General features: G+C 56.9%; 29 protein-coding genes and 1 pseudogene. 12 read left to right on the top strand and 18 right to left on the bottom strand.

The genetic code is table 11. The features are described 5' to 3' along the window. Nucleotides 1-54 precede the first annotated feature (54 nt). Nucleotides 55-891: a sensor histidine kinase gene (locus ACR2TX_RS08785; RefSeq protein WP_077728677.1), complete on the bottom strand. Its 837-nt coding sequence runs from the start codon at nucleotides 889-891 to the stop codon at nucleotides 55-57. 236 nt (nucleotides 892-1127) lie between these two features. Next, nucleotides 1128-1400, bottom strand: a complete 273-nt coding sequence (locus ACR2TX_RS08780) for a TraR/DksA C4-type zinc finger protein (protein WP_166642682.1) — start codon at nucleotides 1398-1400, stop codon at nucleotides 1128-1130. A gap of 292 nt (nucleotides 1401-1692) precedes the next feature. Here ACR2TX_RS08780 and ACR2TX_RS08775 point away from each other — a divergent pair, with 292 nt between their 5' ends. Next, nucleotides 1693-2334 carry a hypothetical protein gene (locus tag ACR2TX_RS08775; RefSeq protein WP_077728675.1) on the top strand — a complete coding sequence of 214 codons (642 nt, stop codon included), beginning with the start codon at nucleotides 1693-1695 and terminating at the stop codon, nucleotides 2332-2334. 187 nt (nucleotides 2335-2521) lie between these two features. On the opposite strand, the gene ACR2TX_RS08770 is transcribed toward ACR2TX_RS08775, so the two are convergent. After that, nucleotides 2522-2920 carry a hypothetical protein gene (locus ACR2TX_RS08770; RefSeq protein WP_077728674.1) on the bottom strand — a complete coding sequence of 133 codons (399 nt, stop codon included), beginning with the start codon at nucleotides 2918-2920 and terminating at the stop codon, nucleotides 2522-2524. Between the two features lie 270 nt (nucleotides 2921-3190). Then, the gene (locus ACR2TX_RS08765; protein ID WP_168175340.1) at nucleotides 3191-4786 is read right to left on the bottom strand and encodes a GGDEF domain-containing protein; all 1596 of its coding nucleotides are present in this window, start codon (nucleotides 4784-4786) and stop codon (nucleotides 3191-3193) included. Nucleotides 4787-4931: 145 nt separating this feature from the next. Here ACR2TX_RS08765 and ACR2TX_RS08760 point away from each other — a divergent pair, with 145 nt between their 5' ends. From ACR2TX_RS08760 to ACR2TX_RS08750, 3 genes are all read left to right on the top strand, one after another. Beyond that, entirely contained in the window at nucleotides 4932-5165 is a 234-nt protein-coding gene (locus ACR2TX_RS08760; RefSeq protein WP_077728672.1) for a hypothetical protein, read from the top strand. Between the two features lie 232 nt (nucleotides 5166-5397). After that, on the top strand, nucleotides 5398-5847 hold the full coding sequence (locus ACR2TX_RS08755; protein WP_240502397.1) for an RDD family protein: 450 nt from the start codon (nucleotides 5398-5400) through the stop codon (nucleotides 5845-5847). Nucleotides 5848-5956: 109 nt separating this feature from the next. Further along, on the top strand, nucleotides 5957-7777 hold the full coding sequence (locus ACR2TX_RS08750; RefSeq protein WP_434131840.1) for an adenosylcobalamin-dependent ribonucleoside-diphosphate reductase: 1821 nt from the start codon (nucleotides 5957-5959) through the stop codon (nucleotides 7775-7777). 156 nt (nucleotides 7778-7933) lie between these two features. Here ACR2TX_RS08750 and ACR2TX_RS08745 read toward each other — a convergent pair whose 3' ends face one another. The 3 genes from ACR2TX_RS08745 to ACR2TX_RS08735 all read right to left on the bottom strand — a co-directional run bounded on the left by ACR2TX_RS08745 (nucleotide 7934) and on the right by ACR2TX_RS08735 (nucleotide 10959). Then, nucleotides 7934-8296, bottom strand: a complete 363-nt coding sequence (locus ACR2TX_RS08745) for an HPF/RaiA family ribosome-associated protein (protein ID WP_077728670.1) — start codon at nucleotides 8294-8296, stop codon at nucleotides 7934-7936. Between the two features lie 335 nt (nucleotides 8297-8631). Further along, entirely contained in the window at nucleotides 8632-9870 is a 1239-nt protein-coding gene (locus tag ACR2TX_RS08740; RefSeq protein WP_434131838.1) for an aminotransferase class I/II-fold pyridoxal phosphate-dependent enzyme, read from the bottom strand. 117 nt (nucleotides 9871-9987) lie between these two features. Next, complete coding sequence (locus ACR2TX_RS08735; RefSeq protein ID WP_434131836.1) at nucleotides 9988-10959, bottom strand: L-threonine 3-dehydrogenase; 972 nt, start codon at nucleotides 10957-10959, stop codon at nucleotides 9988-9990. Nucleotides 10960-11176: 217 nt separating this feature from the next. Here ACR2TX_RS08735 and ACR2TX_RS08730 point away from each other — a divergent pair, with 217 nt between their 5' ends. Further along, on the top strand, nucleotides 11177-11554 hold the full coding sequence (locus ACR2TX_RS08730) for a 4a-hydroxytetrahydrobiopterin dehydratase (RefSeq protein ID WP_077728667.1): 378 nt from the start codon (nucleotides 11177-11179) through the stop codon (nucleotides 11552-11554). Here ACR2TX_RS08730 and hflD read toward each other — a convergent pair. Both hflD and ACR2TX_RS08720 read right to left on the bottom strand, forming a co-directional pair. Continuing rightward, complete coding sequence (gene hflD / locus ACR2TX_RS08725; protein ID WP_133718726.1) at nucleotides 11541-12170, bottom strand: high frequency lysogenization protein HflD; 630 nt, start codon at nucleotides 12168-12170, stop codon at nucleotides 11541-11543. The two genes, ACR2TX_RS08730 and hflD, sit on opposite strands and share 14 nt — an antisense overlap. 51 nt (nucleotides 12171-12221) lie before the next feature. After that, a complete protein-coding gene (locus tag ACR2TX_RS08720; RefSeq protein ID WP_077728666.1) occupies nucleotides 12222-12578 on the bottom strand; it encodes a nucleotide pyrophosphohydrolase in 357 nt (118 codons plus the stop codon). A 153-nt stretch (nucleotides 12579-12731) separates the two neighbouring features. Here ACR2TX_RS08720 and ACR2TX_RS08715 point away from each other — a divergent pair, with 153 nt between their 5' ends. Further along, a complete protein-coding gene (locus ACR2TX_RS08715) occupies nucleotides 12732-13040 on the top strand; it encodes a hypothetical protein (RefSeq protein ID WP_077728665.1) in 309 nt (102 codons plus the stop codon). Continuing rightward, a complete protein-coding gene (locus ACR2TX_RS08710; RefSeq protein WP_434131833.1) occupies nucleotides 13037-14098 on the top strand; it encodes a metallophosphoesterase in 1062 nt (353 codons plus the stop codon). Before ACR2TX_RS08715 ends, ACR2TX_RS08710 begins: the two co-directional genes overlap by 4 nt. Here ACR2TX_RS08710 and ACR2TX_RS08705 read toward each other — a convergent pair. From ACR2TX_RS08705 to ACR2TX_RS08690, 4 genes and pseudogenes are all read right to left on the bottom strand, one after another. After that, nucleotides 14095-14574 (bottom strand): CDP-archaeol synthase, encoded by a 480-nt coding sequence (locus ACR2TX_RS08705; RefSeq protein WP_240506927.1) that lies wholly within the window; start codon nucleotides 14572-14574, stop codon nucleotides 14095-14097. The genes ACR2TX_RS08710 and ACR2TX_RS08705 overlap by 4 nt on opposite strands. Nucleotides 14575-14629: 55 nt before the next feature. Continuing rightward, the gene (locus ACR2TX_RS08700) at nucleotides 14630-15295 is read right to left on the bottom strand and encodes a DUF1614 domain-containing protein (protein WP_077728663.1); all 666 of its coding nucleotides are present in this window, start codon (nucleotides 15293-15295) and stop codon (nucleotides 14630-14632) included. A gap of 58 nt (nucleotides 15296-15353) precedes the next feature. After that, nucleotides 15354-15860, bottom strand: coding sequence for an Hsp20/alpha crystallin family protein (locus tag ACR2TX_RS08695; RefSeq protein WP_086134008.1), 507 nt, complete (start codon nucleotides 15858-15860; stop codon nucleotides 15354-15356). 146 nt (nucleotides 15861-16006) lie between these two features. After that, a pseudogene (locus tag ACR2TX_RS08690) lies at nucleotides 16007-16782 on the bottom strand (IS5 family transposase). A 334-nt stretch (nucleotides 16783-17116) separates the two neighbouring features. Here ACR2TX_RS08690 and ACR2TX_RS08685 point away from each other — a divergent pair. Then, nucleotides 17117-18406 carry a hemolysin family protein gene (locus ACR2TX_RS08685; protein ID WP_240502395.1) on the top strand — a complete coding sequence of 430 codons (1290 nt, stop codon included), beginning with the start codon at nucleotides 17117-17119 and terminating at the stop codon, nucleotides 18404-18406. A gap of 50 nt (nucleotides 18407-18456) precedes the next feature. Here ACR2TX_RS08685 and ACR2TX_RS08680 read toward each other — a convergent pair whose 3' ends face one another. Genes ACR2TX_RS08680 through ACR2TX_RS08670 form a run of 3 tightly spaced genes read right to left on the bottom strand, consistent with a single transcriptional unit; the run spans nucleotide 18457 to nucleotide 20627 of the window. Next, nucleotides 18457-18642, bottom strand: coding sequence for a hypothetical protein (locus ACR2TX_RS08680; RefSeq protein WP_434131830.1), 186 nt, complete (start codon nucleotides 18640-18642; stop codon nucleotides 18457-18459). Between the two features lie 17 nt (nucleotides 18643-18659). After that, nucleotides 18660-19271, bottom strand: a complete 612-nt coding sequence (locus ACR2TX_RS08675; protein WP_077728744.1) for an alpha-ketoglutarate-dependent dioxygenase AlkB — start codon at nucleotides 19269-19271, stop codon at nucleotides 18660-18662. Nucleotides 19272-19286: 15 nt separating this feature from the next. Then, nucleotides 19287-20627, bottom strand: a complete 1341-nt coding sequence (locus tag ACR2TX_RS08670; RefSeq protein ID WP_077728660.1) for a nicotinate phosphoribosyltransferase — start codon at nucleotides 20625-20627, stop codon at nucleotides 19287-19289. Nucleotides 20628-20740: 113 nt separating this feature from the next. On the opposite strand from ACR2TX_RS08670, the gene ACR2TX_RS08665 reads away from it, so the two are divergent. The 3 genes from ACR2TX_RS08665 to ACR2TX_RS08655 all read left to right on the top strand — a co-directional run bounded on the left by ACR2TX_RS08665 (nucleotide 20741) and on the right by ACR2TX_RS08655 (nucleotide 22511). Beyond that, the gene (locus ACR2TX_RS08665) at nucleotides 20741-21034 is read left to right on the top strand and encodes a hypothetical protein (protein ID WP_143735059.1); all 294 of its coding nucleotides are present in this window, start codon (nucleotides 20741-20743) and stop codon (nucleotides 21032-21034) included. A 9-nt stretch (nucleotides 21035-21043) separates the two neighbouring features. Next, nucleotides 21044-21250: a heavy-metal-associated domain-containing protein gene (locus ACR2TX_RS08660; protein WP_077728659.1), complete on the top strand. Its 207-nt coding sequence runs from the start codon at nucleotides 21044-21046 to the stop codon at nucleotides 21248-21250. Between the two features lie 280 nt (nucleotides 21251-21530). Continuing rightward, nucleotides 21531-22511 (top strand): malate dehydrogenase, encoded by a 981-nt coding sequence (locus ACR2TX_RS08655; protein WP_077728743.1) that lies wholly within the window; start codon nucleotides 21531-21533, stop codon nucleotides 22509-22511. Nucleotides 22512-22557: 46 nt separating this feature from the next. On the opposite strand, the gene argF is transcribed toward ACR2TX_RS08655, so the two are convergent. Both argF and ACR2TX_RS08645 read right to left on the bottom strand, forming a co-directional pair. Further along, nucleotides 22558-23457 carry an ornithine carbamoyltransferase gene (gene argF, locus ACR2TX_RS08650; protein WP_077728658.1) on the bottom strand — a complete coding sequence of 300 codons (900 nt, stop codon included), beginning with the start codon at nucleotides 23455-23457 and terminating at the stop codon, nucleotides 22558-22560. After that, on the bottom strand, nucleotides 23454-24641 hold the full coding sequence (locus ACR2TX_RS08645; protein WP_077728657.1) for an acetylornithine transaminase: 1188 nt from the start codon (nucleotides 24639-24641) through the stop codon (nucleotides 23454-23456). The genes argF and ACR2TX_RS08645 overlap by 4 nt, the downstream gene beginning before the upstream one ends. A gap of 307 nt (nucleotides 24642-24948) precedes the next feature. Between ACR2TX_RS08645 and ACR2TX_RS08640 the strand changes: the two genes are divergently transcribed. Further along, nucleotides 24949-25488, top strand: coding sequence for a ferritin-like domain-containing protein (locus tag ACR2TX_RS08640; RefSeq protein WP_077728656.1), 540 nt, complete (start codon nucleotides 24949-24951; stop codon nucleotides 25486-25488). Nucleotides 25489-25522: the final 34 nt, after the last annotated feature.

The following is a 25522-nucleotide window of genomic DNA, read 5'->3' as shown; positions in this document are numbered from 1 at the left end:
GACAACGTCCGGCTTGAGCTTAGGAAAGCAACCATAGCCTCAGGCGGTTGATCACTACGTTGCCAAAAAGTTTAGCCGGGACCAGGTCGCCGGAGAATCGTGAGGATCGCGACCGGAAATAAGGCCTTGTTCGCCTCGGAGCGGCAGCCACACGACGAACTCGGTGCCGCGTCCTTCGCCCTCGCTGGAAACCTCCACTTTCCCGCCATGCATTTCGATCAAGCGTCGCACCACGGAAAGCCCTATCCCCAGGCCGCCTTGCGTGCGGTCCAATGTCCTCGGCCCTTGAGTAAACAGATCGAAAATGTGGGACAAAAGCTCGGGAGGTATGCCGATTCCCTCGTCCTTGACGTGCACGGCCGCTTGGCCCGATTCGATCTCCACCGAGAGCCAAATCCGCCCCTCCTCGTTACTGTATTTTGCGGCATTGTTGAGAATATTGGCCAAGGCTTGGGTAAGGCGCACCTCATCACCGTCCAGATCGAGATCGAGCGGCCCCGATTCGACGATGAGCTTGAGCCGACGGGCCTTGATCAGCGGCAAATTGACTTCGATGGCCCGAACGATTATCGCAGCGAGATTGAGCGGGGCCGGGCGAAGCGTAATCGTCCCTCGGGTAATCCTGGATACGTCGAGCAAGTCGTCGATCATTCGGGACAACTGAGCCGCCTGGCGGTCCACCACCTCCCGTGCCCACTCCGCCCTTGGCTCTTGCAAGTCCAAGCGGCGCAACACTTCGACCGCGTTACGGATGGATGCCAACGGATTGCGCAATTCATGAGCCAGCATCGCGAGAAATTCGTCTTTTCGCGACTGAACCGAAATGGCGTCTTCGGCGGATATCGAATCGTCAATGTCCATGAGCTGGACGCTACAATCGGATGGCAACATAACACTCAGTCCATTTTGGTCCTTGAAAACATCTTTGCCGTATCGCGTGGATACCAAGCGACCCGGCAAATTACATTGCTGCTCTGGATGCGCGAGAGCCTTGCAGAGCAGCACGAATAAATCGGCGAAACCAACCGTATCGCGAGCAAACGGTAGACTCGATCAGGTCTCGTACCGGTTTTCGCAAAAGCGGCGGGCAATTACGCCGAACAGATGCTGGACCAAAGTGCGAGACCTCACTTATCCCGGTCATCGAAATTCGGATATAACCGAGCCTCGTTCTGCTGCTCGCGGTCGTACTCCAGTTGGCAATCGATGCAGCGTACCGCGCGGGGATTGGCCGCAAGGCGCTCCAAAGGAATAGGAGCCTCGCAATCGAGACAAACCACCAGCCCCCGTTCGGGGTCGGTAATTTGTTGTTCGTTCTCGGCCAATGACGCCTTCAGGCGTTGCAACGCTTCGGCTCGCGTACATTCTTCAACGATCTGAGCAATATCGATATAGTCCATGTCGGCAGCCTCCTTAGCATGAGGGAAATTTCCGCCTGGAACCGTATCAGCAAGGCACATCAGGCGACCTAACCCCTTCGAGAAAGTCGCCGCTTATTCAGTTCCCGCTACCGTATTGGTACTTAATGGTGTCGAGTAAGTCGAGCCGACGGTATAGGTTTGTACACCTATGGAAGCATACTTATGTTATGCCGCGAATTGATGCGGGTATCTTCTTGTACGCACAATTTGGTAGCTGATCGGGACTCCGAACGAGACACGAGCGACGGAAACCATCTCAAGGAAGAACCCTATGAAAACCCTCAGCATTGCCGCTGCCGCCGCAGCGGTTTCGATTTTGTCGGGCGTCGTCGCCGCTAAGCCGGCCGTTCCGTCGAGCATCTCGTTCGGTGCAAAGTATCCGACATCCTTTGACGTTGACTCGCATTTTTCCTTCACGGAAACCGACCGCTGCATCGTCAGACAAAGGACATTCGAACAGGGGGAGCCGGTGATAAAGGCCGTTTCGGAATGTGAAAAGCCGATCATTATGGTCTTCTGCATTCTTACGGTGGAGGACGGCTGGTCTTGCTGTTCAAATGCCGAATATCCCGGTCAACCGCTGATGGGCCGCGGTGACTATCATGCCCTCGGCAGCCGCGATCTGGTTGAATCGGAACCTCGTAACAGTTTTGCTGTCGGTTGCGTACCGACCAAGGTCGGCCCTGCCCTACGAACCTTGAATCCGCTAAGCCTGGGGTCCGTCCCGGACGATCCATGCTATTTAGCGATACACGGACTCGATCAAGCCTTGCTTCAAACTCCACAAGGCGACCCGCATGAAATCTTGAAGACGCTCGGCTTTACCGCAATGGCCCGGCCGCTTCGGTCATTCACGCAATCGGCAAAACCGTTCGCCTATCTCCGTAAGACCATGCTTGGCAAGACGGGATAGCCAATGCTCCGCTTGAAATGAGGGTGCCGCCGAAAGCGACACCCGATGCGACCCGAGGAAAGATCACCTTCTGAGCGGCCGTGAGCCGTTGAAAGCGGCAGGGATAGTTGCGGCGCCCCCGAAGGAATCGGCAATAGCGTCTTCGAGGTGGAAATGACAATGCGCCAGTCCGCATTTACGCAGCCGGCTATTCGGCTGGTTCGTTCTGCTCGAACTTCGAAAACTCATCCGGATCCAATTGGCCATCCTGATTCCTGTCCATTTCGCGCCAACGTTCCATTAACTTGCTGTCGGAGCGACCTTCGCTTTCGGAAATCAGGCCGTCGCGGTTCTCGTCCAGCTTTTTGAAACGCTCGCTCTTGATTTCCCGTTCGACCTCGACCTGATGCTTGGTCGCCGGTATGTCCTTTTCGATCTGCTGGCCGGACGGGCGCTGGGCCGGCGGCTCGGCCGGCTGGTTGGTAATGTCCAGGGATCTTTCAGTCGCTTCATCCGGGTTGGGAGTTCCCGGAACTCGCTGTTGCTCAGCCGCTGCCCAGGATGAACCCAGCAATGCGAGCACGGTGATGATGATTGATGTTTTCATGACAGACCTCCGTATCCACAATGAATATTCAATGCTTTAAAGCAGTAATCGGAGGATTTCCGCTCCTAATGATTAGGACCCGCTTGTCCCTGCGCGGTTCTGAAACGAAGTCGCCGGTATAAATCGCGATAGCTGAATGGACCCCAAAAAACGCCGGAGCCGGACGCAAACGAGCTCAATGCGCCGCGCCGGGGACGCGGCGATCAGTCTTTCGTTCTGACGCCGCTCCGGAAGTACTTGTGACGGGATGCGTTGGAAAAGCAGTGATCGTCACCACGACGCCGGATGACAATCCAGAGATTTGAGTACAAGGGTGGGACTCTGTTGGCTCTTGCCGACGGCCTTGTCCCGATACATGGCTTGATCGGCTGCCCTCAGCAATTCGGCGGTGGTCGAGCCGTCTTCAGGATAGACGGCGATGCCCACGCTAGCGCCTAAGACCGGCATCAACTTATTGGTTCCATTGACGTCCACGGACGGTTGGAAAAACGCTTTCTTGATTTTCCTGGCCACGGATTCCGCACCGGAACGGTCTCCGATATTCTGCAGAAGCACTACGAATTCGTCTCCTCCCAATCGGCCTACGGTATCCGTTTCCCGAACGGAATGCTGAAAAATGCGGGCGGCGCGTTGCAAGACCTTGTCCCCGGTCTGATGCCCGTAATAGTCGTTGACCTGTTTAAATCCGTCCAAATCGAGGTAAAGCACGGCCACCTTCCGCCTCGACCGGTGAGCTTCGGCCAGCGATTGATCCAACCGATCCATGAATAACTGACGATTGGGCAGTCCGGTCAACGGATCGAAATTGGCCAACAAAAATAGCCTGTTGCCCTCCTCGAGTTTACGTTTTTCATAGCGGTCATAGATTCTGGCAACACTGAAAAACATGAGGAGACATGCCAAGGATCCCACAAAAATCAGGTTCAGCCGGTTCCAATCAAGATTCGCCCACCCCAATTGTTGTTCGATTTCGAGAGATAAGTGTTTCTCCGGCTCTCCGAAAGAGCTGCGAAAAAGCAGCTTGGGAAACAAGCTGGATTCGAGGGGCGTTGCCGGCGAAGCCTGCTTATGAATCAACTTGTCACCCGGATTTGCTCCAGCGTGCACCGACTCGAACAGGGTGAGCGCCAACGCAACGGAATCGGAAGGGAGATGGAAAAGAGCCTTCACCCTGCATATCACTACGGCGAAACTTACGCCGCCTGTTAAACTTACCGGCTCCACGAGCGCATAACCCCAATCGCCGTTATTGAGCAGGAACGAGCGACTGGCGGCAATTTCTCCGGACCTCAGAGCGCGCTGAAAGGCGTTTCCGAGTACCGATACCAAATCGACATCGGTCTCCGACAAGGGTCGCGTCTCATCGGCGTCCGGCGCAATGGAATTCGGAGCATACAAGAACGGTTTGCCCACAGCCGCGACTCGAATCAGGCGATTCCTACGATCGGAAAAAAGATGTACCGAAGAAGCGACACCCTCATGAAGCCTTAAGGCAACGAATTCTTCCAAAGTCTCCTTGTCGAACTTCGGAACGGTGCCCATGAAGTAGATGCCGGCATCCTGGTCCGAGATCAGGCGCGCGTAGGTAGTGATCTTCTCCTGATTTATGGGCTCCTCGGTCTTGAGGAATGCCGCCAGTCCATGTGTCGCATCAACATAGCGACGCGTTTGCGAAACCAATTGCGTTTGAATCAGGGCGGACGTCTCGGAAAACCGCTGGGTTTCCCGCTGAATGTCGAGAAAAACGGCGAACGCCAATCCCGCAGCGGCGATCAATATCCAGCATATCGTCAACAAGGCGTAGAAGGAAAACCGCTTGACGATCAGTTCGATTATCCCCTTTTGCAACAACGCCGCGGCCTGCATAGCCTTTATGCTACTATTCGCTGCCGGCTGCCCGACTTCAAGGATTCCCGGATTGCCACCGGAATGGCGATCCAGCTCGAAGGGGATGTACGATTCTGCATCTCTACGAATCCATGATTGCAAAAGATTTTGGAAGAGGAGATACATGTTTAAACCCAGACTCGACGTATTCCTTGCTTGCCCGATTCATACCAGCGCTCTCATCGCGAACTTTTTGGTTCTGCTGTTCTTGCCCCTGGTACGCCCACCGATCACCCTGTCCATGCTGCTAGTCGCGCTACTGGTCTACCTCTCGATGTTCTTTGGCGCCAAATCGGCGGCTAACGAAACCCAGAGACTCTTGTCGTTGAGTAACGACGATAAACCAAGCGTTCACTGAACGGTCATCCTGCTATCTCGCCGGTCGAAACTGTTCGACGTTCAGCTTACATGCGGACGGCGCGAGATAATGTGATTTAGTACCAACTTCCGGAAAAACCGCTCGTTAATGATTAATGCAAAAACCATGCACAAGCCAAATGTTTCGAGCGCCGCAGTTGATGTTTCATCCGCTGCGACGAACTCCGCATAAGGCGGGGACGCGCGTCGAAGACTCCGATTGAGTCGCCTTTGTGACTCCGAAGCACAACTCACCCGGCTTGCTGCGCCGCCTGGCGGCGCTCGTTTACGACATGGTCGTGCTGGTTGCGGTACTCTTCGCCGCAACGGTCCTCCTGCTGCCGCTTCATCACGGAGAAGCCTTTCAACCGAACCACGGGCTGTATAGCGCATATCTATTGACGGTCAGCTTCGCGTTTGTCGGGTGGTTCTGGACCCATGGCGGACAAACTCTCGGAATGCGTTCCTGGAAAATTCGCCTGTGCACGACAGCCGACACTTCCATCTCCTGGGGCCAGGCTTCGATTCGCTTCTTCTGCGGCTTGATATCCTTCGGCTGCCTAGGCCTCGGCTATCTCTGGGTTTTGTTCGATTCGCAAGGCCGTAGCTGGCACGATCTCGCGTCCCGGAGCAAAATCGTTTGGCAAGATTTAGAGCCTTCAGAGAAAACAGGGATGAATTAAGCGTCTAAGGCAAGAACAATGTCGGATGTCGCGGCGAAATCGGGCATCCAGCTTGCCCCCGCCGCTCATCCCGGCACAACGATCTCGCAAAACGCAGCGGAGATGTCTCATGCAGGACCGCGCCGATGTATTCGAAAACCCCGTGTCACGGGAGGTCTGGAATTGGAAATACCGTCTCACGGACGAAGCGAGCCGCGACTTTGGCGTAAGGGATACCTGGCGGCGTGTAGCGCGAGCCCTGGCCAGCGCGGAGCCCGAAAATTCCGCCCATTGGGAACGCGCTTTTTTTGAAGCCTTGGAAGACTTCCGGTTCTTGCCGGGCGGGCGAATTCTGGCCGGAGCCGGCAGCCGACACGATGTCACGCTGTTCAATTGTTTCGTAATGGGCACTATTGAAGATTCCATGGAAGGCATCTTCTCGGCGCTCAAGGAAGCGGCGCTCACCATGCAGCAAGGAGGCGGCATCGGTTACGACTTTTCCACCCTGCGCCCGTCCGGCATCCCCGCCCACCGATGCGGTGGCGTCGCCTCCGGCCCGGTATCATTTATGCGCATTTGGGACAGCATGTGCGCCACGGTTCTTTCGACCGGTGCCCGACGTGGTGCCATGATGGGTACATTGCGCTGCGATCATCCGGACATCGAAACCTTTGTCGGTGCCAAACGAACCCTCGGCGAGCTACGGAATTTCAATCTTTCCGTACTGATCACGGATGATTTCATGGACGCGCTGAAGCATGATCGGGATTGGCCGCTGGTATTTCCCGTCAATCCCGAGGGAACCCCTGCCGGTACCGGACAGATCGTTCTGAGACGCTGGTCCCATATCGACACCCCTGTTCCCTGCCGCATCGTTCGAGTGATCAGAGCCCGCGACCTGTGGAATGCCATCATGCGGTCCACCTATGAACATGCCGAACCGGGCGTTCTGTTCATCGACCGCATCAATCGGGAAAACAATCTTTGGTATTGCGAACACATATCGGCCACCAATCCTTGCGGCGAAATCCCCTTGCCCCCTTACGGCGCTTGTGATTTGGGCTCCATCAATCTCACCCGCTTCGTATCGCGGCCGTTCGAGGATCACGCCGCTCTGGATTTCGCGGGCATCGAACGGATTACCGCCGTGGCTGTGCGCATGCTGGACAACGTCATCAATGTCAGCCGGTTTCCCTTGCCGCAACAGCGGAATGAAGCGCTCGATAAACGGCGTATCGGTCTGGGAATTACCGGGCTGGCAGACGCCCTGATAATGTTGGGTGTACGCTACGACGACGAACAGGCGTGTCAGCTTGCCGACAAAATCATGCGAACCGTGTGTCTCGCGGCATATCGGACGTCGATCGAACTGGCGAGCGAAAAGGGTTCTTTCCCGTGTTTGGATCGCGACAAATACCTACAGAGTCCATTTGTTCGGGCCTTGCCGCGCGCCATCAGAAACGGCATTTCCGAACACGGCATTCGGAACAGCCATCTGCTGGCAGTCGCGCCCACCGGCTCCATTAGTCTGCTCGCGAACAACGTGTCCAACGGGCTCGAACCGGCATTTGCCGAGCGCTATCAACGACGCGTCCTAACTCCCGAAGGCCTTCAGAACTACGACATCGAAAACTATGCGGTCCGGTTGTGGAAGCTCGAACGTTCGAAGCACACGCTGCCGCCGGCTTTTGTCACCACCTTCGAATTGTCGCCGCTCGCACATTTACGTATGCAGGCCGCAATCCAACGTTCGGTGGACAACGCCATTTCGAAAACGGTCTACCTGCCCGAGAACTTTCCTTTCTCCGATATGGAGTCACTGTACCGCCAGGCCTACGACATGGGACTAAAGGGTTGTACCACTTATCGGCCCAATCCCATTACCGGAGTCGTAATCAGCCCGACGGAGCCCATGACGGATTCCGCTATCTGCTGCGAACAGAACGATTAGCCCGTGACGCCGCCGGCACATGTCGCTATGTCACGACACTCGGATATAAAACAGGCGCGGAACTGAGAAAGGGGTTTTGGCGGGAACCGGGACACCGGCGGGGCGTAAGAAGCGATTAAATCTCGTTACGCCCCGGACCGTCGTGTGGTTAAACGATTAGAGGGCGGTGGACGAAATTTTATGGTTCTTGATTTCGCCACGCTGCATGCGGACGTGCTCCTCGAGCTGACGCTTTGCGGCATCGAACGCGTCGCGTAACGCGACGTACACATCCTCATGTGCCTGCTTGTCGTGATGGTCGCGGCTGACCACGATCTGCTTCTGAGGAACGCTCAAATCGATTCTGACTTTATAGAGATTACCCTGGTGCTGATGATGATGCTCCGCCTCGACGGCGACTCTACAGCTGATGATGTGATCACAGAATTGCTCCAGTTTTGCGGCTTTCTCCCGAATGCGGGTTTCAACGGCGTCGGAATGAGGAATGCCTCGAAACGTAATCTCTAGTGGTACTTGCATAGGTCTTTCCCATTAAGTGTCAAGTCTGTAAGTAGTCCAAAAAGTCTCCACCGAAGCCCTGGTCCAGCGCATGCTGTCCGGCTCGTCCAAATTTCCGGCTTCTGCTTGGTGGTTCGGTCCATTGGTTGTTGTGTTGTGACCCTGTAAGGCTTGGGTCGATGGGGCCGAATATGCGCTCAGCCCCTTATTTCCGTGCCGCTCCGGGCACATGATATACAACCCGAAGTCGCCCTGTCGACTTGCGCCCCGCCGCATATTCACGCGAAAGCTTATTCATAAGACTCGTGCGCTCGAAAACGGTTGCCGGCCGATTTGCCACGGGAACCGGTGTTCGATTACGAGGCGTTCGTTCGCCAGAACTCGCGCAGCGCCGTCAAGACCTCGTCTAGGTCCGCCTCGGTATGATCCGCGGAAACCTGAAACCGGATTTCTTCGTCGCCGCGGGGCACTACCGGATAAACGATCCCGGTCGCCAGAATGCCCCGCTCGCGCAGATGAAGGACCATGCTCCGGGTCCTTTCGGTATCCCTGAGCATCAAAGGGACGACCGGATGCGCGCCGGGAAGCGTCTCGAATCCCGAATCCGTTAGAGCTTGCCGGAACTTGGCCGTCAAGTCTCGCAGCCGCGCGAGCCGCTGCTGCCCCTCGGAACCGCTCACGATTTCCACGGCTCTCGCGCCGGCGGCCGCTTCGCCCGGCGTGATCGGGTTCGAATAGATGTAGAGCGGGGCTTTTTCGCGCAAAAAATCGACCAGCAGCGAACTGCCGACGACATACCCCCCGTTGACGCCGAAAGCCTTTCCCAAGGTACCGATCAAAATATCCGCCGGCCCGCACTCCGCATACTCCTCGGTGCCTCGGCCGGTTTGCCCGAAAGCGCCGACGCCATGGGAGTCGTCGACTACGACGAACACCCCTTCGGCAAATTTTTCATCATAGGTCTCGGCCAGCGCGAGCAGTTCCCTTAGTGGAGCATGATCGCCCCGCATGCTGAAGATGCCATCAGTCACGATGATTCCCCGCCGGCACGACTCGGCCGCCTGCCGTAAAAACGTCTCGGCCTGATCGAGGTTCAAATGCTCGTAAACGAACTTCTCCTTCGGCCGGGCCAGGCGGATCGCATTGATGATGCAGTTGTGGTTCAACTCGTCGCTGATGACCGCGGTTTCGGGGCTGATCAGACTCGGCAAAACGCCCATCACCGCCGCGTAAGCCGAGCTGAACAGCATTGCCGCCTGGCGGCCGTGGAACTCGGCCAGACGCTGTTCCAGCCGCACATGCGGCTCGTAGGTGCCGCTGATGAAGCGCACGGCTCCGGGACCCGCACCGTAATTCCGGACGCCTTCCTCCTCCGCCCTCATCACGTCCGCGTGATGCGCGAGCCCAAGATAGCCGTTGGAGTTCATGCGGAGAAACGGATGGTCTCCCTCTCCTTTCAGCAGATAACGGATGCCGTGCCCGTCCCGCGGCGGCAGAACGCCGGTAATGATCGTTTCCCGGCTCTTGCGCACGCCGGACCGGTCCAGCTGCGCCAGCTCTTGCTTCAACAAAGCCTCCATTCGGTCCATGGCCATAGTTCACCTCGTCGCTCAAGAATTGATTCCGGAAACGGCAATCGGACGCGAATCAAAGCCGGGATAGCCGGGCTCCATGGAGCTTTTCCAATCCGTTCAGGCAGTCCGCTGCCGTCCCTATGCAGATACACCCTGCAATTTGGCGCGAATCTTTTCGAGCATGTCGCTCGTCATACGCGTTATGTCGTAATGTGGCGTCCAGCCCCACTCCGTCCGTGCCGCGCTGTCGTCCAGGGATTGGGGCCAGGAGTCGGCAATCGCCTGACGCACCGGGTCCACCTCATAGTCGATCACAAATTCCGGAATATGTTTCCGAATCTCGGCAGCCAATTCGCCAGGGGTAAAACTCATGGCGGTCACATTGAATGCATTGCGGTGCTTCAGCCCGGCAGCGTCGGCTTCCATCAGCGTCATCATGGCTCGGACGGCATCGGGCATGTACATCATGTCGAGACGCGTGTCGGCCCGGAGAAAACAGGTGTAATGACGATAGCGGATCGCTTGGTAGAAGATTTCCACCGCGTAATCGGTGGTTCCGCCGCCGGGCGGAGTCCGATAGGAAATGATCCCCGGCAGGCGCAGGCCTCGGGTATCGACGCCGAACCGGCGAAAATAGTAGTCGCAGAGCAATTCGCCGGTAAGCTTGGTGATGCCGTAAATCGTCGTCGGACGCTGGATGGTGTCTTGAGGCGTGTCTTCGCGCGGCGTGGTCGGTCCGAAAGCGCCGATCGAACTCGGAAAGAATACGGCGCATCGGTACTGGCGGGCGACTTCCAGCATACGATACAAACCGCCCATATTGACGTTCCAGGCCACCTGGGGCCGATCTTCGGCTACGGCGGAAAGAAGTGCCGCCAGATGATAAATGGTCTCGATCCGGTAACGGCGCACCACGTCCTGAATCTGGCGCAACTGGGTACAGTCGAGATGCTCGAACAGGCTATCGCTTTCGCCCGCGCCGGCGGGGGGCATGCGAATATCGGCCGCCACCACGAGGCCGTCTCCGTATCGGGTCCGCAACGCCGGAATCAGCTCCGAACCGATTTGGCCGAGCGCGCCGGTCACCAAAATTCGACCTTGTGTACCCATCGTATTCTCCTTCCCCTCGCGGAGCTCCGGATCAGCAGAAAGCCAGCGGTTTCCGAGAGATCGATAGGCCAAGGTTAAATCTCGCCGATGACCGGGTCAATGCAACGGGGATGACGGCGCTGATGCTACTGTTCAGAACCCGTATGAGCCTTGACAATAGGTTTCGGGAACCACAAGCTGGGTCACTGGTCAGCACTCGTGCCCGGAGGTATTCACCATGACCAAAAAAGAAGAAAAGGCCTATTCCCAGGAAGAAATCGAAGAGCGCCTGAAGCAGGAGCTTCCGTATTGGTATTACGAGAACGGCTGGATACGCCGAAAATTCCGAACCCACAGCTGGAAAGCCACCCTGATGGTGGTGAATACGGTCGGACATCTCGCGGAGGCCGCCTGGCATCATCCCGATCTGACCGTGTCTTATGCGTTCGTCATCGTCAAGCTGATGACTCACACGGCAAAAGGCGTAACGGACAAGGATTTCGCTCTGGCGAAAAAGATCGAGGAGGTCGTGCAATGGCAGCCTGGCGCGGAAACCGGCGGCATCCTGGAAGGCACACCGGACGATCCGCGCTTCAGGTATCTCAAGTACGACTGAGCGACTCGAGCAACTGCTGCGCTTCCTTTTGCAGCTTCGGACGAAGGAACAGCAGTTTCCATCGGCTGCCGCCGCACTTTCGCCACAGCACCACCGAGCGGATACCGGCCAGCAAGAGCGCACGGATTCTGTTGCCGTTCTCCGGATCGGACAGATACATCTGCTCGCCCGCCACCATCACCCGCGGCTTCAGTTGGCTGACGGTCTGATGATAGGTTTCGGCAAGCGTTGCGACCACCTCCTCGTCCAGAACACCCCGCTCTTCGGCAATGGCGGCGGCTTTTTCCATGCCTGCACGAATGGCCTCGAGCATGCGGGGCTGCTTCATCAGCTTGCGTTCGAGAAAAATAAGCGTCGAAGCGTAGCGCGCCTGCTCCGGATCCACGACATCGGGACCACCCAACTGTTTTTCGATCTGCCTGAGCCCCGTCATAACGCAGTGGAGACCGCCGTAAACATCCACCACGTCCCCCGAGTCGATCTTGAGCACGCTGCCGATGCTGGCCGCCATGTCCTCGCGATCGGCCGTTCCCCGCTTGGCGATGTGCTGCACGAGGTAAACCGCCTGGGACAGGCCGGCCAAAGCGATCACTTGATTGCGTAAAGTTTTTGTCATCACAGACTGCAACGAATGGCGAAAAATGACAGACCCGTTCTCCGCGAGGGATTATTGGTCGCGCCGATTGTATTTCACCGCGTTTCCCTTGGCCAATTCGACAGGATACTTTTCAGCGTTCTTCAGCATCTTTTCCTGCACGGCCTCCTCCAAATCGATACTCATGAGGTCGGCCAGCCGCAGCAGATAAATCAGAACGTCGGCGATCTCCTCCCGCACTGCGCGATAATCTTCGGGATTTTCGGCCAGACGATGCGATTCATCATCCTTAAGCCATTGAAAACGCTCCAGCAGTTCCGCCGCCTCCACGGAAAGCGCAATCGCGAGATTTTTCGGACTGTGGAATTGGTCCCAGTCTCTGTCACGGGCAAACTCTCGTAGAGCCTGTTGTATCGCTGCAATGTTCATGGAAAGCTCTGTTAGCGTATTTTTTTATTGAGGCGGATTAAGCGAAAATAGTTAACACGAATATGGCAAGAGAATGAATACAACAAGCTCTGGACGAACTCCGTGTGATTTCGTTCAATGTTTGTAAACAATCGCTCGTGAAGGTGTAAAAAAATGGAAAGTCTTATTCAGAACCTGCAACGCACGATTCGCGCCTTGGAAACCCTGAGCGAAAAAAAGCTGCCCGAAGCCGATCAGGTGGACGAACTGCTTGATCAACTGTTTCAGCAGAAAATCGACCTTGTCAATATCACCATCAGCAGCTCGTCACCGGTTTACCAGCAGGCGGTTCAGGCCATGAACCAAGCGGCGGCTCGGGTCGAAAGAGCCGTCAAGGAGCCGTCCCGCATAGGCGATGCCGTTCCGGTCGTGTACGATGCGGTGGGCAAGCTGGCCAAGCTTTTGAATCATGTGATGCCTTGACGCGAATGCAGCCCACGCCACCGGGCCAGCGCTTTCCCTTTCCGCCGCTGAAGGCGGCCGGAGACGCGGCGCTCGCGTCAGAATCCATTCCCCTCGGCCACCTCCGTTGTCCGCCCATCGATTCAGAGACCTATCGAAGGTTGGAAAGGCGGGTGGGGCGCTGCCACCTCAACCAAAGACTGGGCATAGAGCATGATTTCGAGGCTCGCGTGTTCGGCCAGGGACGCACTTTATTCCATATCGAAAATTGGTATTCCGTTCATGGCTTGATGCGCCATATCCTGCGACTCTTGTGGCTGCACAACCGAGGCCGCGAAAATGCCCGAACCATCCAAATCCATCATAACGAGATCAAGCTCGAACGGCTCCCGCGGGCGTTCGACGGTTTTACTCTGCTGCACATTACCGATCTTCATCTGGACATCTCGGAGGATATTCCCGACACGCTCATCGACGCCGTAAACCGGGTCGATGGCTACGACATCTGCGTTCTGACCGGCGATTTTCGTGCACAAACCTATGGTCCGTACGAACCGACGCTGACGGCCATGCAAAAGGTTCGTCCGTTTCTGAAGGGGCCGGTCTACGGCGTCCTGGGCAATCATGACACCATCCGCATGTCGCCTGGGCTGGAAAACCTGGGAATCCACATGCTGTTGAACGAGTCTATCGCCCTAACTCGCGGCGATGCGACCATCTATCTCGCCGGCATCGACGACCCTCACTACTACCGCGCCGACAACATCGAGAAAGCCACCGATCAAATTCCACAGGAGTCGGTTTCCATTCTGCTTTCGCACTCGCCGGAGATGTATCGGCACGCGGCCTATGCCAATTTCGACGTGATGCTGAGCGGCCACACGCACGGCGGCCAGATTTGCCTGCCCGGAGGCATTCCCATCATTCTCAACGCAAACGCCCCTAGAGCGTTCTGCAACGGACCATGGCGTTACCACTCCTTGCAGGGTTACACATCAGCCGGCAGCGGTGTCAGCATCGTGGATGTGCGTTTGAACTGCCCGCCCGAGATAACCCTGCATCAGTTGCGCTCGACCTAGTAGGGCTGCTCGCGTATCCGGAGCTGGAAAAGGATACGCGAGACCACGAGTTCCAGGAATGTAAAGCCGGCGACGAGACCGGCCACATGGATAAGCTCCAAACCCAGCTCGACACGCACTGCAAGTAAAGGGAACAAAGACTCCGGAATTTGATCCAGTCCTAATGCCATGCCACTGGCCGGAACACCAAGACGCCTCTTGATGAAGCTGGAAAAGAGATCGCCCAGCATCGCCGTGGCGCCGATGCAAAGACCCAGCTCGAAGGGAAATCCTACCCCCGCGGCGGCCAGTCCGGTAACCGGAATCGCAGCAATGAACCCTCTCCAGGTCTTGGACGAGCCAAACAGCGGCCGCCGGTCGACGAAATGCGCGCCGCCGTCTATAGGCCATGCCAAACGCTCGCCCAGTCCCTTGTTGATCAGTATGGGAACGCCGTTAGCGGCCATTAGCAGGAATAGAAGTTTAAGAGTCAGCATTGTCACCGTAATCGGCCGCCCAAAACCGGTACCGCAATTCGAGAATGTCGCCGCTTCAGCTCAAGAGCACTGCCACCAGGCCGGTTATGAAAATGCCGTCGAAAGTGCCGGCGCCTCCGATGGATGCAATCGGAGCCGCCATTCGGCGAATATCCTTCAGGCGCAAGAGATCGGCACCGATCAAGACCCCCAACGATCCCGAGATATAGGCGAGAGGAGCCCGATATTCCTCTCCCAGGAAAATGGCGGCCAGAGCCGCCGCGAGCGGAGCGACCAAGACCGGCATGCCGATGCCGACGCCCGGAATGGGCCGGCTCATGAAGTAGCTGACCGAAGCGACAAAAGCCGTAGCCGCAATAATTTGCAAAGGCGGAACACTGTAGCTGTTGACCAGGTACAGCGAGAACAGCACCGGCACCAAACAGCCGCCCACGTTTACCGCGACTTGAGTGCGGCCGGTAAAAGGCACCGGCGGCCGGCGCAGCAAGCCGTATCCTATTCTTTCAATCGGCGGTGGCGCGGCGGATACCCGCAGCGTAAACAAAGGCAGATTGATGGCGCTGCCGAGCAAGGAGGTAATCAACAGCGTCAGCGCCGATTCCGGATTCAAACCGAGTTTCTGGAAAGTTAGGGTAATCAGCCCCAGCTTGATACTGAAGATAATCCACAGCAGCAAGCCCAAAAAGAACAAAAAGTAGAGAGGTGAAAACGGTGATCGCATCAGCGCTGGTCCAGCCCATAAAAAAGGCCGTGGGGCATGTCCCACGGCCCCTCATGGGTTATTCGACTTTAATGCTTTTACGCTTGGAGGTGGCCACCTTGGGAATGGTCAACTCGAGCACGCCATCTTTGAAATTCGCCTTGACCTTATCCCCTTCCACCGGGCAAGGCAGGCGGATGGTCCGCTGAAATTCGCCCCGACTCAGCTCGCGCCGGTAGAACTGGCCTTTTTCCTCCTCTTCCTCGCGTCGGGTCGTGGCTCGAATGCTGAGTGTATTGTCCTGCAGCGAGACATCGAGGTTTTCCTTGCTGACCCCCGGCAACTCCGCACGGACCAGCAACTCCGGTTCGCGGTCGATCACATCCACTCTAGGCACGCGCCCGCCGAAGACGGACTCTCTTTCCGGCCAGCCCCGTCCAAAAAAGAACGGTTGCATCCAGTTGCGCCGCACCTCGTCGAACCATTGCTCGAGCTCGTCCAAGGGGCTTAGGAATTGCCCCGCTTGCGGCTGCGTCACTTCTTTGCCGGTGGACTTTTTGGTCTGACTCTCTCGCTTGTCGGTCATGGCATTTCCTCCTTTATAAACGCAAACTTGGATTCACATATCAGGCACGCTGGAGAGAACAAAGCCGGACATGCCGGTTTCTGAAATAAGACCGTTAACGACATTTTTCAACGGCTTTGCGACGAGCTGCTGCCTTCCATAAGAGCCTATCCCAGTAGACCCGTTGCCCGCCAAGTAATGATGCCGCAGGCCAAGTGCAGCATGGCAAGATAGGTGTCGGTTCGTTTTTCCCAGCGGATCAAAATCCGGCGGAATCGGTTGAGCCAGCTGTGGGTCCGTTCGACCACCCAGCGCCGCGCCTTGAAACCGGCTTCCTTCTTGATCGCTTCGGCCTCCTCACCGCGCGCTCGAATGTGAGCGGTAAACTGAAAGGCCTTGGCCAAGTCCCTCACCTCGTCATAGTCATAGCCTTTGTCCAGGCACAAGCCTTGCGGCTGCTCCGGCGTGGGTACAGGGCGCGGGACGCCGATGGCCGCCAAGGTGGACCGCGCCAGCTTCAGGTCGTGCCGATTGGCGCCGGCAATCACCACACTCAGCGGCAGGCCCGCGCCATCGGTTAACAGGCTTCGCTTCGCACCTTGTTTGCCCCGGTCGGTCGGATTCGGTCCCGTTTTTTTGAACCCGCCAACGGCGCTTTCGTCATGGCCCCATCCATGGCCAACCACGACCAGTCCAAGCCCTTCAACGCATCATAAGTCAGCAGTCCTTCGCGCCAGAACGCCTGGAACACCCCGGCTTCGGTCCACTCGACAAAGCGGCGATGGGCCGAACTGCTGGAGCAAATCCCGGTGGCGTTCAGCGCATTCCACTGACACCCGGTCCGGAGCACAAACAAGATCGCATTCATCGCCTGTCGGTCCGGCACCCGCGGGTTATGGCACCCGAGCGGATGCGGTTTACGCGGCGGCAAGAGCGGTTCCATCCGTTCCCACAGCTCATCCGGAATGCGCCAGCCATCATCTTTCGTCACCAGTCCCATAAGAGCCCCTCTTGACTCGAAATTTCGGCATTAGAGGTCGCTCATCACGCTTTTGTTCCTACTGGGATAGGCTCTAAGTCGTGCAACATTCGACAACAACCCATGTCAAAGTGTTGCAAGAGAAAGCCGTATCGGCAACATGGCGTGGGGTTCGTAAGATGTCCCCTTCGGTTTTCTTTTCCCCTTCTTCAACTGTCGGCGCTTCAAAACACCATTTTTGCATCGCCCTTTCTTATTCGCTACTCTAGCTTACCGGATAAACAACCGCTATCTTTTGATGGAAATTCTCATATTGGTCTTTCTTTTTCTGTTGAATGGCGTATTCGCCATGTCGGAAATGGCCATAGTCTCCGCCCGGAAAATCCGCCTGCAACAGTCCGCCCAAGAAGGCCATTTCGGCGCTAAAGCCGCCCTCCAGTTAGCCAACGAACCTTCTCATTTCCTTTCCACGATTCAGGTCGGCATCACCTTGATCGGGATTCTCATGGGCGCTTTCGGTGAAGCCGCCATTTCCGGCGAACTAGCCGAATATCTCGAACAGTTTCCGGAAATTGCGCCTTACAGCCGCGGTCTATCGCTGGCCGTGGTGGTCATCGGGATTACTTACTTTTCTCTGATCATCGGCGAGCTGGTTCCGAAGCGGCTAGCGCTGCAAAAGCCGGAGAAAATCGCCATGGTTATCGCCCGGCCGATGAATTTCATTTCGCTGGTGGCGTATCCTCTGGTCAAGATTCTGAGCCTATCGACCGACTTCATTCTGCGGCTGTTTAGAGCGCGACAGCCCGAGGAGCCGCTGATCACCGAAAAGGAAATCAGGATCATGATCGATCAGGGCACCGCAGCCGGCGTGTTCGATAAATCCGAACAGGAGATGGTTTCGAACGTCCTGCGCCTGGATGTGCTTCGCGTCGGGGCGATCATGACGCCTCGGATGGATATCTATTACCTGGACATCAAGGATTCATTCGAGGAAAACCGCCGAAAGATCATCGACAGCCCCTATTCGAGAATCCCCGTCTGCAAAGACGGGCTCGACAACGTCATAGGATTCGTCCAGGCCAAGGATCTGCTGACCAAAGCCCTCCTCGGCGATTCCATCGACCTGGGCCGACTGATCAAAACGCCACGCTACGTGCCGAAATCCCTCAATCCCATGCAACTGTTGGAGGAGTTCAAGCGCTCGAAAACGCCCATGGCTTTAGTCGTGGACGAATACGGCGAAGTCGCCGGACTGGTCACGCTCAAGGATGTGATGGAAGCCATCGTGGGCGACATTCCTATGGCTGAAGGGGAAGAAGAACCGGAAGCCATTCAGCGAAACGACGGTTCCTGGCTTTTGGACGGAATGCTGAGCACCGCGAAATTCAAGCAGATCTTCGACTTGGAGGAACTACCCGACGAGGCCACGGGCAATTTCCATACGATAGGCGGCTTCGTCATGCTGCAGCTCGGTCACGTTCCGCGCGCGGCCGATCATTTCGAATGGAATCACCTTCGTTTCGAAGTGGTCGACATGGACAAGAATCGAGTGGACAAGTTGTTGGTTTCGCCGATCGATTTCGGCTAATATGGCTTGAGACGACGGAGAAACTCGACGTAGCCCTAAACTTGGCTTGATCAGCGTAACTCGTTCTTCGTGGTGCCGCAGCGTTCGCACCGATAAACGGTAATCAGCTTGCCCTGCTTGACGTCAAAGGGCTTTTCCCGCACCACTATCCATTTGTGAAAACCGCTCCGGCACAATGTCTTGCCGGCGTGCTTTTCCGAGGCCTTCGGCCGCCGGAAATTAACGACATCGCCCATGGATCGAACTCCTCAACTCAGGAAAAAATGGTTCTGAAAGTCAAATTAATGCGTTCGGTCTTAGGCTCCCGCGCTTTCGGCACGGAATGTCGCCACCCATGCTGCAAACGCCCGCCCATGAGCAGCAGACTGCCGTGGGTCAAGACGATTTCCAAGGTTTCTCCGGTCTTGTTGTGGCGAAGCCTGAACAGCCGTTCGGCGCCAAAACTCAAAGAGGCGATGAACGGGTTCGATCCGAGCTCTTTCTCCTTGTCGGCATGCCAGCCCATCGAGTCCCGGCCGTCTCGATAGAGATTGCCGAGCACGCTGTTGAACCGCCGCCCGCAAAACCTTTCAACGCGGTCCTTCAGCATCGACAAGGTTTCGTTCCAAGGCAGCGGTTCATGGCTCACGCCGGAGTAGCGGTAAGCCGCGCCCGCGTCCCCGTACCAGCACACCAACCGCGGTACCCTCACCCGCCTGCCGAAAACCGTGATGTCTTCTTCCTGCCAAGCCAAATCCCGCCGCAAAAGGATATGAAGCGCATCCGCTTCCGGGCGAGAAACGAAATCTTCGACGAAATACAATTCGCCGTCCCGAGGCGCGAGATTAACCGTGGGCCATTGGGCCGGTGAGCCTGGCTGACGCAAACCGAACAACCCCGTTCAAAGACCAGCGCTATCCATCCGTTCCACCAAACGCTGCAGACCACCGGAAATCAGAACGGTGTACACGGCGCTCTCTTCGATGGCTTTCAGGGCGGGCGGCAATTGCTGCAATTGTCCCCGTAGCCGCTCCCGCATGACAGCGAGCGTCTCCTGTGCACCGACGCGCTTGCCTTTGGTCATTACCTGGCGAAGCAGCGGTTCGCCTTCGATCTGAGACTCGCTTTCCTCGGCCATCACATCGTGCAGCATGTGGCCTTCATCGTCGTAACGGCGGTACACCTGCTTGCGCCCAGGCCAATTCTCCTTGCCTTTCGATCGCTTGCGTCTGGGACGCCCCGCATATTCCTGCAACTTGTAAGCGCAGTTCAAGTACGGCATATCCTGGGATGTCGTCAAACGCGTTCCGACTCCGAATCCATCGATAGGAGCGCCTGCCTCGAGCATCCTCAGGAGTTCGTGCTCGTCCAGATCGCCGCTGGCGAAAATGCTGCACTCCGTGAGCCCGCCCTCATCCAGAATCGACCGTACCCCCTTAGCCAGTTCCGCCATATCGCCGCTGTCTAAACGCACCCCTTTTATGGGGATGTTTCTTTCGGCCAGCCTGGGAGCCAAAGCAACCACTTTTCGGGCGGCTTCCAGCGTGTCGTAGGTATCGATCAGAAGCAGCACGTTGCCCGGCAAGCTTTCCGCAAACCGCTCGAATGCTTCGACCTCGTCGTCATGCGCCATGATGTAGGAATGGGCCATGGTGCCGTAAACCGGAATGTCGAATAATTTTCCGGCCAGAACATTCGACGTGCCGTCGAAACCGGCCAGATAAGCGGCGCGGGCGGCCATCAGACCGGCCTCGGCGCCGTGGGCGCGGCGCAGTCCGAAATCCACCAAAAGCTTTCCCGGCGCGGCGAGCGCCGATCTAGCCGCTTTCGAAGCGATCATGGTCTGGAGCTGAACGATATTGATCAAACGGGTCTCGATGATCTGGGCCTCGGCAATCGGCGCCGTTACCCGAACGATCGGCTCGTTCTGAAAAAAGACCGTTCCTTCCGGGATGGCATAAACATCCCCGGTGAAGCGAAGCTTGGACAAATGGTCGATAAACTCGGGCGTAAAGTAATCCAAAGTACCGAGCCACTCGCACTCCTCGTCGGAAAACTCGAAGTCTTCCAGGAATTCGACAAGCTGTTCCAGCCCGGCGGCAATCAGAAAATTTCGGTTCGGCGGAATCTTCCGTACGAACAGTTCGAAGGTCGCGGTGCCGGACATGCCCTCCCGATGATAGGCCTGCAGCATGGTAAGCTGATAAAGATCGGTAAGGAGCGCGGCGTGTTGTGTTTTCATGCTGTAATCCGGTCCTGCGATATCAGACGGGCGTTCGAGACAAAGTCGGCGATTATTAACGGCCCTTAAAAACTACGCGGAATTTTTTGGCTGTTCGGAGTCACAAATAAATAATGTCTAGCGATATCGAATCATCGGGCGATCGGACATCGGCTGTCAAACGGACTATTGCTTCAAATGCCGTTCGAGCCGGTATTGAATGTCTGGTTCGCTCCAACGCCAAGACTTATAATTCTTGGGCGTCCGGACATGGCATCAAGTTCAAAGCCTGCTTCAGAAGCGGCATTGCCCTGTTTGAACTTCGGCGCAATCCACCGGCTTTTAGTTCAGACGATGTCGCACTGGCGAGATCACAATCGCGGCTGGCCCGCGAGTCCGTGTCGAAAATCACAGATTTCACAGATTGAGTATGACCAATGGCTAAAATTGTCTTGAAGGTAACGGGCATGAAGTGCGGCGGCTGCGAAAATCAGGTCCAGGACGCCGTTAAATCCTGTGTCGGCGTTTCATCAGCCAAGGCTTCCCACACGGCCAGCACGGTCGAAATCGATTACGACGAAACAAGAACCGACCTGGCCTCGGTTAAGCAGGCAATCACCGAAAAAGGCTTCACGGTCGGCTGAAAGTTCCGTCACGCGAGCTTTTGCGCCAGGCGGTACTTTCCTCCGTTAGGATGAGCAATCCGTTCGGCTTTGCAGGGACCGTAGCCGCGTCCACAAATCCAGCACACGATAGGAAAAATGTTTGCCGACTCATAATGGTATTCGGAGCAGTGCCGATGGATAGAATGGAATGGCGAATCGCGCCGTATCCCTGTCTAATGTCTGAGAGGTTTTCAAGCAGGGAGATGCTTATCGGCCTTCGTGCCGCGGCTCGATGCTCAACTATAAAAAGGGTATTCACATGAAAACGCCTGCGCATATCGCCGTTACGGGAGCGGCGGGGCAAATTAGTTATGCATTGCTGTTTCGGCTGATTGCAGGGGACTTGCTGGGCGACGATCAACCCATCGTATTGCATTTGCTCGAGATTCCGGAGGCCATCGTCGGATTGGACGGCGTAAGGATGGAACTCATCGATTGCGCCCCGCCCTTACTCCACGATGTGATCGTATCCGATGATCCTTATGTGGCGTTCGAAAATGCCGATCTCGCCTTCTTGATCGGCGCGAAACCGCGGGGGCCCGGCATGGAGCGCAAGGATCTCTTGAGGGTGAATGCGGACATCTTCGCCATCCAGGGCCGGGCGCTCAATGCCGCCGCCAAACGCAGCGTCAAAACGCTGGTGGTCGGCAATCCCGCCAACACCAATGCCTTGATCACCCAGCACAATGCCCCCGATCTTCCGCCGGAAAATTTTTCCGCCATGACCCGGCTCGACCACAATCGGGCGGTAAGCCAGTTAGCCCTGCATTGCGGTTGCTCGGTGAGCGATATTCGGAAAGTGATCATCTGGGGCAATCATTCGACCACGCAGTACCCGGACTTGCATCATGCACTGGTTCAGGGAAAGCCGGCGCTCGACAGGGTCGAATGGGATTGGTACGAAAAGGAGTTCATTCCGACCGTACAGAACCGCGGCGCGGTGGTGATTCAAACACGCGGAAAATCGAGTGCCGCTTCCGCCGCCAACGCAGCGCTAGACCATATGCGGAATTGGCTGTTCGGCACGCCGACTGGGGACTGGACCAGTATGACTATCCTCAGCGACGGCAGTTACGGTATCGCACCGGGCCTCATGTTTTCCTACCCGGTCGAAATTGGGGACGCACAGTACCGGATCGTACAAAATTTGGAAACCGGCGAGTTCAGCCGGGAGAAACTCAAGATAACCGAAGCCGAGCTGTTGGCCGAACGCGAAGCGGTGCGGCATCTCCTCCGTTGAACGCGGGCGGCGGCGCAGTGTCGGCCGCCGCGTCCCGGATAAAAAGTCAGTTTTTTACCAGCAGCAATTCCAGCAACGCCTTTTGCGAATGCAAGCGGTTCTCGGCCTCGTCCCAGACCACGCTTTGCGGGCCTTCCAGCACTTCGGCGCTGACCTCCTCGCCGCGATGGGCCGGGAGACAATGCATGAATAGCGCCTCCGAAGCCGCCAGTTCCATCAGAGTCGAATCGACTTGGTAGCCTTGGAAGGCATTCCTGCGCTGCGCCTGTTCGGATTCCTGCCCCATGCTTGCCCAAACATCCGTCACCACCAAATCCGCTCCGCGCGCTGCGTCCGACGGATCGCTCAGCAGTTCCACGCGATCGCCGGCCCATTCGATCAATGCCGATTCCGGCTCGTAACCTGCGGGGCAAGCAATCCGGAGCTTGAAATCGAGCAATCCTGCCGCGTGAATATAGGTCTGGCACATATTGTTGCCGTCGCCGATCCAGGCCACCGTCTTGCCGGCAATGTCGCCGCGGTGCTCGAAATAGGTCTGCATGTCGGCGAGCAGCTGACACGGATGGAATCTATCCGTGAGACCGTTGATGACCGGCACCCGCGAATAGGCCGCGAAAGTTTCCACCGTTTCGTGGGCATGGGTACGCAGCATGACCCCATCGACCATGCGCGAAACGACGCGGGCGGAGTCTTCGATGGGTTCGCCCCGTCCCAACTGGGTATCCCGCGGCGACAGAAAGATCGCGGCACCGCCGAACTGCACCATGCCGACCTCGAACGACAATCGGGTGCGGGTGGAGGACTTCTCGAACATCATCCCGAGCACTTTGTTTCTCAGCGGCTCGTATGGGCTCTTCATGTGCTTGAGCTCGATGGCCCGTCGGATGAGCGCGCGGAACTCCTCGCTGCTCAAATCCAAAAGAGTAATCAAATGACGTGGTTTCATACGCGTTCTCCGACCCCATGGGCCGTGTAGTCGGCGACCAGAGCAGAGATCCCTTCGATTAACAGCTTCTCTTCATCGTCGTTCAAAACGAACGGCGGCAACAAGCGTATCGTTCGGTCCGCCGTAACATTGATCAAAAACCCGCGGCTCAGCGCCTGAGCGACCAGATCGATGCAAGGGGTATCGAGCTCGATGCCGATCATCAGCCCTTTCCCGCGGATATCCACGACACGAGGATTGCCGGCCAGCTTGTCGCGAATCCCGATCAACAAACGCTCGCCGAGTTCTCCCGCACGCTCCACCAAGCGGTTTTCGGAGATCGTCCGCAATACGGCCAGTGCGGCGCTACATGCCAGGGGATTGCCGCCGAAGGTGGACGCGTGCTTGCCGGCGGTCAACATGTCCGCCGCAATTCCTCTGGCGAGGCAGGCACCGATCGGTACGCCGTTGCCCAAGGCTTTGGCCAGGGTCATGACATCGGGCATGATGCCGTGGTGCTGGAAGGCGAACCATTTGCCGGTCCGGCCGATACCGGTCTGGACCTCGTCCAGCATCAAGAGCCAACCGCGCTGATCGCAGATGCGGCGAAGGCCGGGCAGGAAATCGTCAGCCGGAACGCGTACGCCGCCCTCGCCCTGCACCGGTTCCACCAGGACCGCCACGACATTGGGGTTGGCCACGGCCTCGACAGCCGCGACGCTGCCGTACGGCACTCGCACGAAGCCTTCGACCAGGGGTTCGAAACCCTCCTGCACCTTGGGATTGCCGGTGGCGCTCAAGGTCGCGAGCGTGCGGCCGTGAAAGCTGCCCTCCATGACGATCACGGCGGGCCGATCGATGCCGCGATGATGCCCGTAACGGCGGGCGATCTTGATGGCCGCCTCGTTCGCCTCGGCGCCGGAATTGCAGAAAAAGGCGTTATCCAGTCCGCTCAGGCGGCACAGTTCGCCGGCGAGCTCTTCTTGCAGCTCGATGCGGTAAATGTTCGAAGTGTGCAGCAATTTGCCCGCCTGTTCGCAGATCGCACGGGAAACGGCTGGATGGGCATGACCCAGGCTGCATACTGCCACCCCTGAAATGGCGTCCAGATAGCGCTTGCCCTCCGTGTCCCAAAGCCATGCACCCTCGCCCCGGTCGAACGTTACCGGCAACCGGGCATAAGTCGGCATTACCTGACTGGTCATCACTCGTCTTCCCCAAAATAAAAAGGCAGTCGCAAGACTGCCCCAAAAAGAAGGGAAACATTATAGTGAAAAAATACTTAGGTACAAGCACTTGGAGGCTTGAAGGCCGGATACCGGCAACGACTCGGCAGCTTGGCGCCGGTTACCCGAAGTTCTCGGCTTTTTGCAGGATGATCCCTCAATTCCGGCGTCATCTCTTCGATACTGGCTCGACTTTTTTGCAGGATCAGCTGTCTTAACGAATAGCGGGTCAAGACCTGCCAAGCGTCGACAGCAAGATGTCCATCACCAGTAAGGAGATTCGGCTATGGGAGATCGACCGTTTTTGACCGACGTCAAAACGTTAAGAGAACGCGCAAGGCAGCACATCGAGCAGGGCGCGGTGACTCCGGGATACAAGGCCGACCGAGAGGTTGTGATCCGACTGCTCAACGAAGCACTGGCCACGGAAATCGTATGCGTGCTCCGTTACAAGCGCCACTATTTCATGGCGACCGGCATCAATGCGCAAAGCGTCGCCCAAGAGTTCCTGGAGCACGCCAACGAGGAACAGATGCACGCGGACAGCATTGCCCAACGCATCGTGCAGTTGGGTGGAGAGCCCGATTTGGCGCCGGAAGGATTGCAATCGAAAAGCCATTCCGAATACGTGGAGGGCGAGTCGCTGATCGATATGATCAAGGAGGATCTGATAGCCGAGCGTATCGCGATCGACAGCTACCGAGAGATCATCGAGTATCTCGGGAATAACGATCCCACCACCCGCAACCTTATGGAAGGCGTCCTGGCCAAAGAAGAGGAACATGCCGAGGATCTGGTCAGCCTCTTACAGGAGCTCGGACAGTAAACCGATGAGTGTCGGCAGGAATTAACGCGCGGCG

This window comes from Methylocaldum sp. GT1BB, from assembly GCF_051027545.1.
In the GTDB taxonomy this organism is placed as follows: domain Bacteria; phylum Pseudomonadota; class Gammaproteobacteria; order Methylococcales; family Methylococcaceae; genus Methylocaldum.
This window is presented reverse-complemented; position numbering and strand designations above follow the sequence as displayed.

Coding starts and splice junctions, on each gene's coding strand:
- ACR2TX_RS08785 (WP_077728677.1), bottom strand. CDS start 891: ATGTTGCCATCCGATTGTAGCGTCCAGCTCATGGACATTGACGATTCG.
- ACR2TX_RS08780 (WP_166642682.1), bottom strand. CDS start 1,400: ATGGACTATATCGATATTGCTCAGATCGTTGAAGAATGTACGCGAGCC.
- ACR2TX_RS08775 (WP_077728675.1), top strand. CDS start 1,693: ATGAAAACCCTCAGCATTGCCGCTGCCGCCGCAGCGGTTTCGATTTTG.
- ACR2TX_RS08770 (WP_077728674.1), bottom strand. CDS start 2,920: ATGAAAACATCAATCATCATCACCGTGCTCGCATTGCTGGGTTCATCC.
- ACR2TX_RS08765 (WP_168175340.1), bottom strand. CDS start 4,786: ATGCAGGCCGCGGCGTTGTTGCAAAAGGGGATAATCGAACTGATCGTC.
- ACR2TX_RS08760 (WP_077728672.1), top strand. CDS start 4,932: ATGTTTAAACCCAGACTCGACGTATTCCTTGCTTGCCCGATTCATACC.
- ACR2TX_RS08750 (WP_434131840.1), top strand. CDS start 5,957: ATGCAGGACCGCGCCGATGTATTCGAAAACCCCGTGTCACGGGAGGTC.
- ACR2TX_RS08745 (WP_077728670.1), bottom strand. CDS start 8,296: ATGCAAGTACCACTAGAGATTACGTTTCGAGGCATTCCTCATTCCGAC.
- ACR2TX_RS08740 (WP_434131838.1), bottom strand. CDS start 9,870: ATGGCCATGGACCGAATGGAGGCTTTGTTGAAGCAAGAGCTGGCGCAG.
- ACR2TX_RS08735 (WP_434131836.1), bottom strand. CDS start 10,959: ATGGGTACACAAGGTCGAATTTTGGTGACCGGCGCGCTCGGCCAAATC.
- ACR2TX_RS08730 (WP_077728667.1), top strand. CDS start 11,177: ATGACCAAAAAAGAAGAAAAGGCCTATTCCCAGGAAGAAATCGAAGAG.
- hflD (WP_133718726.1), bottom strand. CDS start 12,170: ATGACAAAAACTTTACGCAATCAAGTGATCGCTTTGGCCGGCCTGTCC.
- ACR2TX_RS08720 (WP_077728666.1), bottom strand. CDS start 12,578: ATGAACATTGCAGCGATACAACAGGCTCTACGAGAGTTTGCCCGTGAC.
- ACR2TX_RS08715 (WP_077728665.1), top strand. CDS start 12,732: ATGGAAAGTCTTATTCAGAACCTGCAACGCACGATTCGCGCCTTGGAA.
- ACR2TX_RS08705 (WP_240506927.1), bottom strand. CDS start 14,574: ATGCTGACTCTTAAACTTCTATTCCTGCTAATGGCCGCTAACGGCGTT.
- ACR2TX_RS08700 (WP_077728663.1), bottom strand. CDS start 15,295: ATGCGATCACCGTTTTCACCTCTCTACTTTTTGTTCTTTTTGGGCTTG.
- ACR2TX_RS08695 (WP_086134008.1), bottom strand. CDS start 15,860: ATGACCGACAAGCGAGAGAGTCAGACCAAAAAGTCCACCGGCAAAGAA.
- ACR2TX_RS08685 (WP_240502395.1), top strand. CDS start 17,117: ATGGAAATTCTCATATTGGTCTTTCTTTTTCTGTTGAATGGCGTATTC.
- ACR2TX_RS08680 (WP_434131830.1), bottom strand. CDS start 18,642: ATGGGCGATGTCGTTAATTTCCGGCGGCCGAAGGCCTCGGAAAAGCAC.
- ACR2TX_RS08670 (WP_077728660.1), bottom strand. CDS start 20,627: ATGAAAACACAACACGCCGCGCTCCTTACCGATCTTTATCAGCTTACC.
- ACR2TX_RS08665 (WP_143735059.1), top strand. CDS start 20,741: ATGTCTAGCGATATCGAATCATCGGGCGATCGGACATCGGCTGTCAAA.
- ACR2TX_RS08660 (WP_077728659.1), top strand. CDS start 21,044: ATGGCTAAAATTGTCTTGAAGGTAACGGGCATGAAGTGCGGCGGCTGC.
- ACR2TX_RS08655 (WP_077728743.1), top strand. CDS start 21,531: ATGAAAACGCCTGCGCATATCGCCGTTACGGGAGCGGCGGGGCAAATT.
- argF (WP_077728658.1), bottom strand. CDS start 23,457: ATGAAACCACGTCATTTGATTACTCTTTTGGATTTGAGCAGCGAGGAG.
- ACR2TX_RS08645 (WP_077728657.1), bottom strand. CDS start 24,641: ATGACCAGTCAGGTAATGCCGACTTATGCCCGGTTGCCGGTAACGTTC.
- ACR2TX_RS08640 (WP_077728656.1), top strand. CDS start 24,949: ATGGGAGATCGACCGTTTTTGACCGACGTCAAAACGTTAAGAGAACGC.